This window comes from Rugamonas sp. (assembly GCF_025354735.1).
Classification (GTDB): Bacteria; Pseudomonadota; Gammaproteobacteria; order Burkholderiales; family Burkholderiaceae_D; genus Rugamonas.
Genome location: NZ_JANXMI010000184.1, coordinates 1 through 7,581 on the forward strand (window position 1 = coordinate 1; position 7,581 = coordinate 7,581).

8 protein-coding genes and 1 pseudogene are annotated in these 7,581 nt (G+C 62.9%); 8 read left to right on the plus strand and 1 reads right to left on the minus strand.

Going from position 1 to position 7,581, the window contains the following annotated elements:
• A pseudogene (locus Q0S71_RS14760) lies at positions 1 to 437 on the plus strand (hypothetical protein); the annotation flags it as partial.
• Between the two features lie 183 nt (positions 438 to 620).
• Here the strand turns inward: Q0S71_RS14760 and Q0S71_RS14765 are convergent.
• Positions 621 to 1,109 carry a phage regulatory CII family protein gene (locus tag Q0S71_RS14765; protein ID WP_295997054.1) on the minus strand — a complete coding sequence of 163 codons (489 nt, stop codon included), beginning with the start codon at positions 1,107 to 1,109 and terminating at the stop codon, positions 621 to 623.
• Between the two features lie 85 nt (positions 1,110 to 1,194).
• On the opposite strand from Q0S71_RS14765, the gene Q0S71_RS14770 reads away from it, so the two are divergent.
• The 7 genes from Q0S71_RS14770 to Q0S71_RS14800 all read left to right on the plus strand — a co-directional run bounded on the left by Q0S71_RS14770 (position 1,195) and on the right by Q0S71_RS14800 (position 7,466).
• Positions 1,195 to 2,070: a DUF1190 domain-containing protein gene (locus Q0S71_RS14770; protein WP_295997056.1), complete on the plus strand. Its 876-nt coding sequence runs from the start codon at positions 1,195 to 1,197 to the stop codon at positions 2,068 to 2,070.
• Position 2,071: 1 nt separating this feature from the next.
• Complete coding sequence (locus Q0S71_RS14775) at positions 2,072 to 2,866, plus strand: hypothetical protein (RefSeq protein WP_295997058.1); 795 nt, start codon at positions 2,072 to 2,074, stop codon at positions 2,864 to 2,866.
• Between the two features lie 37 nt (positions 2,867 to 2,903).
• Complete coding sequence (locus Q0S71_RS14780; RefSeq protein WP_295997061.1) at positions 2,904 to 3,713, plus strand: hypothetical protein; 810 nt, start codon at positions 2,904 to 2,906, stop codon at positions 3,711 to 3,713.
• Between the two features lie 86 nt (positions 3,714 to 3,799).
• Entirely contained in the window at positions 3,800 to 4,075 is a 276-nt protein-coding gene (locus tag Q0S71_RS14785) for a DUF493 family protein (protein ID WP_295997064.1), read from the plus strand.
• A 116-nt stretch (positions 4,076 to 4,191) separates the two neighbouring features.
• Positions 4,192 to 4,905 (plus strand): lipoyl(octanoyl) transferase LipB, encoded by a 714-nt coding sequence (gene lipB, locus Q0S71_RS14790; RefSeq protein ID WP_295997068.1) that lies wholly within the window; start codon positions 4,192 to 4,194, stop codon positions 4,903 to 4,905.
• A 46-nt stretch (positions 4,906 to 4,951) separates the two neighbouring features.
• Positions 4,952 to 5,947 (plus strand): lipoyl synthase, encoded by a 996-nt coding sequence (lipA, locus tag Q0S71_RS14795; RefSeq protein ID WP_295997070.1) that lies wholly within the window; start codon positions 4,952 to 4,954, stop codon positions 5,945 to 5,947.
• 73 nt (positions 5,948 to 6,020) lie between these two features.
• The gene (locus Q0S71_RS14800) at positions 6,021 to 7,466 is read left to right on the plus strand and encodes a hypothetical protein (RefSeq protein WP_295997073.1); all 1,446 of its coding nucleotides are present in this window, start codon (positions 6,021 to 6,023) and stop codon (positions 7,464 to 7,466) included.
• The last annotated feature ends 115 nt before the right edge of the window (positions 7,467 to 7,581 follow it).

The window sequence follows — 7,581 nt, forward strand, 5'->3', positions numbered from 1 at the left end:
AGTTCGCGCAATCGTTCGCGCGCAGCACCCGCAACGCCTGGAGCGATTTATTTGTGCGCCGTCCCGGCGACAAGCAATTCAAGCTGGCCCGCCATCTGCGCCGGGAATTGGCCGAACAAGAAACGAGGGCGGCACAGATAACCGTCCCGGCGCCGCCATCGGATGGCGTCGGCGCGATGTTGGCGGCGCTCTTGACGCATGCCCGCGCTGCCGCCATGCCCGCCACGTCCGCCGCCGAGCCGCCGAGCCGCCGCCCGCCACGCCGGCCGTCGAGCCGCCACCCGCGTCATGCCGGGACAGCACGCCCGCGCCCCGCTGGGATTTACCCGAGCGCCGGCAATTCCGCTACCGGCTTGAAGACGTCGCTTTTGACTGAGACAGGCCAAGACGGCCGACCCCGGCACACTTCGGAACGCAAAAAGGCTTTTCACGGGTGACCGATGCGCAAAATCAAGCACCAGCGGCCCGAACAGAAGCCGGCGCTGCTTCCGCCGGTCCCGCCGCATCAAGGTCATTAAACGCATGGCCTACTGATATCGCGACTCTGAAAATTCTTTTTGAAAATCAACGCCGCGTTTCCCGGTAATCCGTATGCCCTTTTTATCCGCGTTTTCTATGCTCTAGCGGTCGTGCTCGGCTTTGATGCGCAGCCGCGCCCGCCATTCGCCCAGCGCCGACAGCGCGCCCTGGAATTCGCGTTCGATCAGGTCGGCCTCGGCCGCCGTCACCACGCCGTCGAGCAGCGCGGTCGACACCGCCTCGGCCACGGCGCCGACCTGGCTCATCACGCGGCACACCGTTTGCGATAAATCATCATTGCCGATCTGTTCAGGCTGCGGCACGACATAGGCGGCCATGCCGTGGCGCGTCAGCAGCGCTTGCAGCGGCCGGGTCGCGTCCGCCACGCCGGCGTCCTGGCATATCTCGACGATCACCGACACTTCCTCGAACGACGGATAGTGCGACGCGATTGTCGGCGCCAGCTTGTTGCGCAGCACGTTGGCCGAGATTTCCATTTTCTGCGCCAGCGCCTCGATGCCGCCGGGATAACTGCGCGCCACTTTGTAGAGCGCGTCGTGCTGATTCATGTCCAGGTATTTACGTGTCATGGTGAAGCGAGCCTTTTATTACCGATGCAACTATTTTTTTTGAACGCTATGCTGATTTACATCCAACTCATGGCGAAGAAACATCATGAAGTCCACACAGTTTGCGCGAGTCCTGATCTTGCTGCTGGCCGTGGCCGGCAATTTGCCGGTCGAGGCCCGCCCGATGGGGCATTTTGGCACATCGTCGTCGTTCAAAAGCGGATTCTCCTCACAAAAAGGCGGCGCCTTCAAGAGCGTGCGGCCGAGCGCGCCGGCGGCGGCGCCGCAAAACGGTCCCGGCGCCTTCGGTGCCGCCGCCGCGCCGGCCGCGGCAAACGGCGCGAAGAGCAACTCGGCGCTGTCGCGCGATCTCGATCAAAGCGCCGCCCAGGCCAACGCGACCAGGACGCTCGATGCGCGCCGCGCCGCCGCATCCAGCGTGCCGCCGGTGTCGCCGTCGCAGGCTGAATCGCCCCGTCCGCAGCCGACGGCCGGACAGTATGCGTCCGGCCAGTATTACCAGCAGCCGATGCCGCAGCCCATCTATGTGCAGCGCCACGACAGCGGCTGGATGCCGATGTTCATGGGCTTCATGATAGGCCGCTCGCTCGGCGGCGGTCATCAGACGGTTTATTACAACGGTAACAACGGCAACGGCAACAACGGCAACAACGGCAACAACGGCAACTACGGCAGTGGCGGCTACGCTGCCAGCGGCGGCAGCGGCTCCGACAACGGCGCCACCACCGGCGCCACCAGCGGCGGCAACGTCCGCGGTGCCGACGAATGGAATTATGACAACGTCCGCGCCGCCCAGGCCGCCGCCGCGCCGGCCGCCCGGCACGGCACGTTCGGCGAGACCGTGTTGCGCATCGCCGCCTGGCTGGCGCTGCTGAGCACCATGTTCTGGGTGTTGCGCGTGATCTTCAAACGGATGCTGCGCAACCGCGCCGCGCCCCATTATTCTTTCGAGAGGAACTGACATGGGCTGGAATGATGCATACGGCTATCTGTGCGGCGTCGCCGGCAAGCACGGCATGACGGGGGCGGCCGATGCCCCGCGCGTCGACGACGGCTTGCCGCTGGGCGCCCGGATCGGCAGCCTGGTCCGCATCCAGCAGGCGCCGCTGCTGCGCGCCAGCGCCGACGGTTCGCTGATCGCGCTGCCGGAAGAGGCCGACGTGCGCATCGTGGCCGTGTCGCAGATCCGGCTGAACCTGGGCGGCAGTTTGTACCGCTACTACCTGGCCACGGGCGACCGTGACGAGCAGGAAAAGTTCTTGCAGCTGTATCGGAACGCCCAGGGCGTCGTCACCGAGATCCTGTTCTGCACCCAGCTCACGCGCCTGATCCCGGAAACGGCCGAGGACCAGGACGCCTACATGGGCACGGCCGGGGCCGGCCTCGGCGACCGCAGCTACACGCTCAGCCGCAGCCAGCTGGCGGCCGGCGGGCTGGACGACGCCGATGCGCGCCTGGTGTTCGGCGCGCAGGACGGCCTCGACTACTGGCGCGACGCCGGCGATCCCGAGATCAGTTTCGTGCCGCCCTACAGCGGCAGCGAAATCCGGCTCGACGACGCCAGCGGCCAGCACGGCTTGCGCCAGGAAATCTATTTCATGCCCTACCAGCGCCGGCTGCGCGGCGGCGGCAGCGAATTTTTGCTGATTACGACGGCCATCCTGAGCAGCGTAAACGGCGATCGATCCAGACGCGGTATCCATGTCGACTTCGTCATCGGCATACCGCTGGAGCAGGAACGGCTCGTCATCCAATGACGGGTCGCAAGTAGTCCAACTCACGAAAGGAATGGCAATGAACAACTCGAATGGCTGGGGCTTGACCGCGCGCCTGATCTCGAAACACTTTGGCGTGCTGGGCGACCGCGTGTCCGAAGCGATCGCCAATTTTGATCCGGAAACGGCGACCGAGGCCGACCGCGACCGCCTGGCCGACAGCCTGCGCAGCGCGGCCCAGAAGCTGGCGGCGGCCCGCGCCTCGTTCGACAAGGAGCACACCGACGTCGTCAGGCTGCGCGACTTGATCGCGACCGATGAGGTGGCGGCCGGCACCTTGTCCGAGCGCCTCGCGGCCGGCAAGATTTCCGAGGCGACCATCAACCTGTTCTGCGACGAGCTGGAGGCGAACAAGGCGCGCCTGCCGCAGGAAATCCAGGAAGAGGCCGACGCCCGCCAGTACATGGACGAGCTGCAAACCATCGTCGACGCCTTATCGAAGCAATTGGGCGAATTCGACGCCGCCGCCAAAAAAGCGATGCAGGCGCTGGCCACCGCCCGCGCCCAGCAGGATTTGCAGCGGCTGCGGGCCGAGCGGCAGAGCCAGCTGGCCGGCCTGTCCGGGCTGCGCGGCAATTCCAGCGCCCTGAACGCGCTCACGCGCCGCGCCCAGACCATCAGCAACGACGCCGCCGGCATGAAGATCGTGGCCGACATCGGCCAGCGTCCGCTCGACCAGGCCGCCGAGATCGACGCCATCCGCAAATCCGTCGGCTCGCCGGCGCTGGGCGCGGAATCGGCGCTGCAACGGCTGCAACGGCTGTCGGGCCAGGCCGCCGCGCCGGCCGCCGCCCCCACGGCCGCCTTGCTGGCCCATAGCGATTCCTGATACGCGGCGGCGCGGCGGCCAATTGGCTACAATACCAACCGGCGCGGTCATTTTGCCGCGCCGGTTTTTTATTGATTGGAAATATCATGGCAGACATCCCCCGCGCCGAGTCCCTCATCGAATACCCGAGCGATTTCCCGATCAAGGTGATGGGCCCGACCCATATCGACTTCGCGCCGACCATCGTCGAGGTGGTCGTCAAGCACGATCCGACCTTCCACGAAGGCAAGCTGGAGGCGCGTCCCTCCGCCAAGGGCAACTACACCGGCCTGACCGTGACCGTGCGCGCCGTCAGCCGCGAACAGCTCGACGCGCTGTACACGGAACTGTCGGCCCATCCGATGGTCAAGATCGTCATGTAAGCAGCCGGCCGGGTAGCGGTATCCGACCCCGGCGTCCGCTGCGGGCCACGCCGCCGCCAGCCCCGAAATCCCCCCTGACTTATAATGACGGGGAGCAAACCAGCCATCCCACCTCCATGTCCACAGCACCCGAACCGGCGCTGGTCCGCAACCTGGGCCGCGCCGACTACGACAGCACCTACGCCGCGATGCGCGCCTACACCGACGCCCGCACGCCCGACAGCCGCGACCAGCTGTGGATAGTCGAGCACGCGCCGGTGTTCACGCTGGGCCTGGGCGCCGACCGCGGCCACCTGCTGGCCGGCGCCGCCGCCATCCCCGTGGTCCAGACCGACCGCGGCGGCGAAGTGACCTTCCACGGCCCCGGCCAGGTGGTGATCTACCTGCTGATCGACCTGCGGCGCAACAAGCCCGGCGGCAAGCTCTACGCCCGGCAATTCGTCCATAAAATCGAGCAGGCGATCATCAATGTGCTGGCGGCGTATAATCTGGCCGGCGAGCGCATCGACGGCGCGCCCGGCATCTATCTGGCCGACGGCGCCAAAAAAGGCGCGAAAATCGCCGCGCTCGGCTTGAAAGTGCGCGGCAACGGCTGCAGCTACCATGGCTTGTCGCTCAATGTCGCGATGGACCTGGCGCCGTTTTCCTGGATCAACCCCTGCGGTTACGCGGGCCTGGAAACGGTCGACATGCGCAGCCTGGGCGTGACGGCCGCGCTGGCCGACGTGCAGCAGGCGCTGGCGCGAGAACTGGTGGCGGTGCTGTATGCGGCGCCGGAGCCAGGGTCAACGCCGGAACAAGAGGCAACGCCAGTGTTGGCGCCGCAGTAACACCGCAATCAACCATCAAACTACGCCCTTGTGGGCACGCAGCCAAATGACTTCTGAGATCACCGACAGCATTGCCCCCGCTTACAACCCGAGCGACAAGCAAAAAGGCGCCAGCAAGACTTCGCGCATCCCGATCAAGATCGTGCCGATCGAACAGATCGAACGCCTGAAAAAGCCGGACTGGATACGCGTCAAGGCCGCCTCGGCCTCGACCCGTTTCTACGAGATCAAGGACATCCTGCGCGAAAACAAGCTCGTCACCGTCTGCGAAGAAGCGAGCTGCCCGAACATCGGCGAATGCTTCGGCAAGGGCACGGCCACCTTCATGATCATGGGCGACAAGTGCACCCGCCGCTGCCCGTTCTGCGACGTCGGCCACGGCCGCCCGGACCCGCTGGACAAGGACGAGCCGGCCAACCTGTCGAAAACCATCGCCGCGCTGAAGCTGAACTACGTCGTCATCACCTCGGTCGACCGCGACGACCTGCGCGACGGCGGCGCCCTGCACTTCGTCGAGTGCATCCAGCATACCCGCGCGCTGTCGCCGCTGACCCAGATCGAAGTGCTGGTGCCCGACTTCCGCGGCCGCCTCGACAAGGCGCTCGCCATCTTCAAGGATGGCTTGCCGGACGTCATGAACCACAATCTGGAAACGGCGCCGCGCCTGTACAAGGAAGCGCGGCCCGGCTCCGACTATATGCACTCGCTGAAGTTGCTGAAGGATTTCAAGGACTTGTACCCGAGCGTGAAGACCAAGTCCGGCATCATGGTCGGCCTCGGCGAAACCGATGAGGAAATCCTGCAAGTGATGCGCGACATGCGCGAGCACAACATCGACATGCTGACCATCGGCCAGTACCTGGCGCCATCGAACAGCCACCTGCCCGTGCGCCGCTACGTGCACCCGGACGTGTTCAAGATGTTCGAGGCCGAAGCGTACAAGATGGGCTTCAAGCACGCCGCCGTCGGCGCCATGGTGCGCAGCTCCTACCACGCGGACGAACAGGCGCAGGGCGTGTTGGCGCCTGTGAGTAATCAGTAGTTGGTGAGACAATCCAGAAGTTAGTGAGACAATTTCAGAAGTTGATGAGACAATTTATGGTGGTTAAGCGGTATTGAATCATAAAAAGTCTTTCATAAACAAAGAGTTGCCTTCTATCTCAGCTCTGGCAAAGGGCGAAAATTCTTGGCGAATAGATTGGTTCGGCGATCTGGCTTTCCCGAACCGTCTATTTCGTCGGACACAGCCATCGTTGCTTGTTCACCTATCAAAGGTCCTCGACGACAGTTTTCGTCATGACCCTTCCGTCCTACTCTCCCCGGATTCGACAACGCCAGCCCGCTTCCAACGGAAGGTATGGGTCTCGGCCGGTACCCTGCCGTTGCTACGCATCGGCGACGTTTGGCGCGACGGCAAATTAGAAGCGAGTCCCGACTACCAATTCGAACGCTTCGTCGACCTGCAGATTGACGACAGCACCGTTCATCTGGTCAAGGCCGGCTTGAACTTGGACGACAAAGGCTTCTTGCTGCCGCTGTCGGAACACCCATGGCATTTGAACTGCACGCATTCCTATTGCGTGATGGTGGAACTGCCAGCGGGGCGCCAACTAATTATTCCGTGCATCGAGCTGATCCGATTCTATTTTGGGTCGTCAAGTGGGTTGATCACCAAGCTGTTCCTGCCCCCATTGCAGCGTAAAGCGCTATATGGTGATTCCCAGTTCGACTCAAGCACGAAGCGCCTCGTCCTCGGTTTGGCCGAAAAAATATCGGGTGCTTCGGCGGCAGATATTGGGAGGATGCATTTGGACCCTGTCGCCTGGCGGGCTGCGATGCATGTCGGTACGTCAGCATTGAAGGCGTCGGTTGCCCGGCAGACTATCTATCCACAGGGCTTCTTTCCATTCGAAGGCAAGACCACCCTGGCGGCCGCTGGAAAATGGTTGAGCTTGGGTGACCATGCGGAAGCGACGTTTCTCGTCTATAGCCTTCGTTCCTGTTCTCACCCATTCCCCTTCCGGTCGTTGCGCTACAAAGTGCAAAATGGTTTTGCTCGCGCGAATGGCGTTGCGCCCCCTCGCCAAAGCCAAGGTGCCATCCGCCGCTCGGCCAACGATGCGACTGACCAGCCAATAGTCGAGCGGGACGCGTCAAACAGTCTGTCGCCGAAGGTGATGCAGATTCATCTAGAACCGCGCTTTCCAGATTTGCAGAAAAAGCCAGTCTGGAAAGACAAAGTGCTGGCTAGCGGCGATGACGCTGGACGAGCCGGTGGCGGTACCAGCCAGGCGGTCGAGTCAGCCGCTATCGGCGAGTCAGGTTCTGAGCAACGAATTCGTCCCGTGAGTCTGGATGTGTTGCTCAATACTGATCCAGAAAAGCGTGGCGGTATCCCGCAATTTTTGTGCGAGGCGGTTCAGGCACTATCGACGCTTGAGGGGCTGGATATCGATCTACTTACCGAGAGCGATGAAGATGGATGGACCGTGCCGATTACCGCGTTATCCGATGCGGAAGGTGAAATTGACATCCGACTGTTGATTTGCACCGAAAACTGACCCACTTAGCCGCATAATTTGCATCGAAAATTGACCCACGTTTAGCACACAATCCTACTTATCTTGATGAGTAGGGGGATCGGAGTGATCGACGTGGCATTACTAGGAATAATCA

Excerpts from the sequence above, each read along its gene's own strand:
- Q0S71_RS14765 (WP_295997054.1), bottom strand. The coding sequence starts at position 1,109 with ATGACACGTAAATACCTGGACATGAATCAGCACGACGCGCTCTACAAA.
- Q0S71_RS14770 (WP_295997056.1), top strand. The coding sequence starts at position 1,195 with ATGAAGTCCACACAGTTTGCGCGAGTCCTGATCTTGCTGCTGGCCGTG.
- Q0S71_RS14775 (WP_295997058.1), top strand. The coding sequence starts at position 2,072 with ATGGGCTGGAATGATGCATACGGCTATCTGTGCGGCGTCGCCGGCAAG.
- Q0S71_RS14780 (WP_295997061.1), top strand. The coding sequence starts at position 2,904 with ATGAACAACTCGAATGGCTGGGGCTTGACCGCGCGCCTGATCTCGAAA.
- Q0S71_RS14785 (WP_295997064.1), top strand. The coding sequence starts at position 3,800 with ATGGCAGACATCCCCCGCGCCGAGTCCCTCATCGAATACCCGAGCGAT.
- lipB (WP_295997068.1), top strand. The coding sequence starts at position 4,192 with ATGTCCACAGCACCCGAACCGGCGCTGGTCCGCAACCTGGGCCGCGCC.
- lipA (WP_295997070.1), top strand. The coding sequence starts at position 4,952 with ATGACTTCTGAGATCACCGACAGCATTGCCCCCGCTTACAACCCGAGC.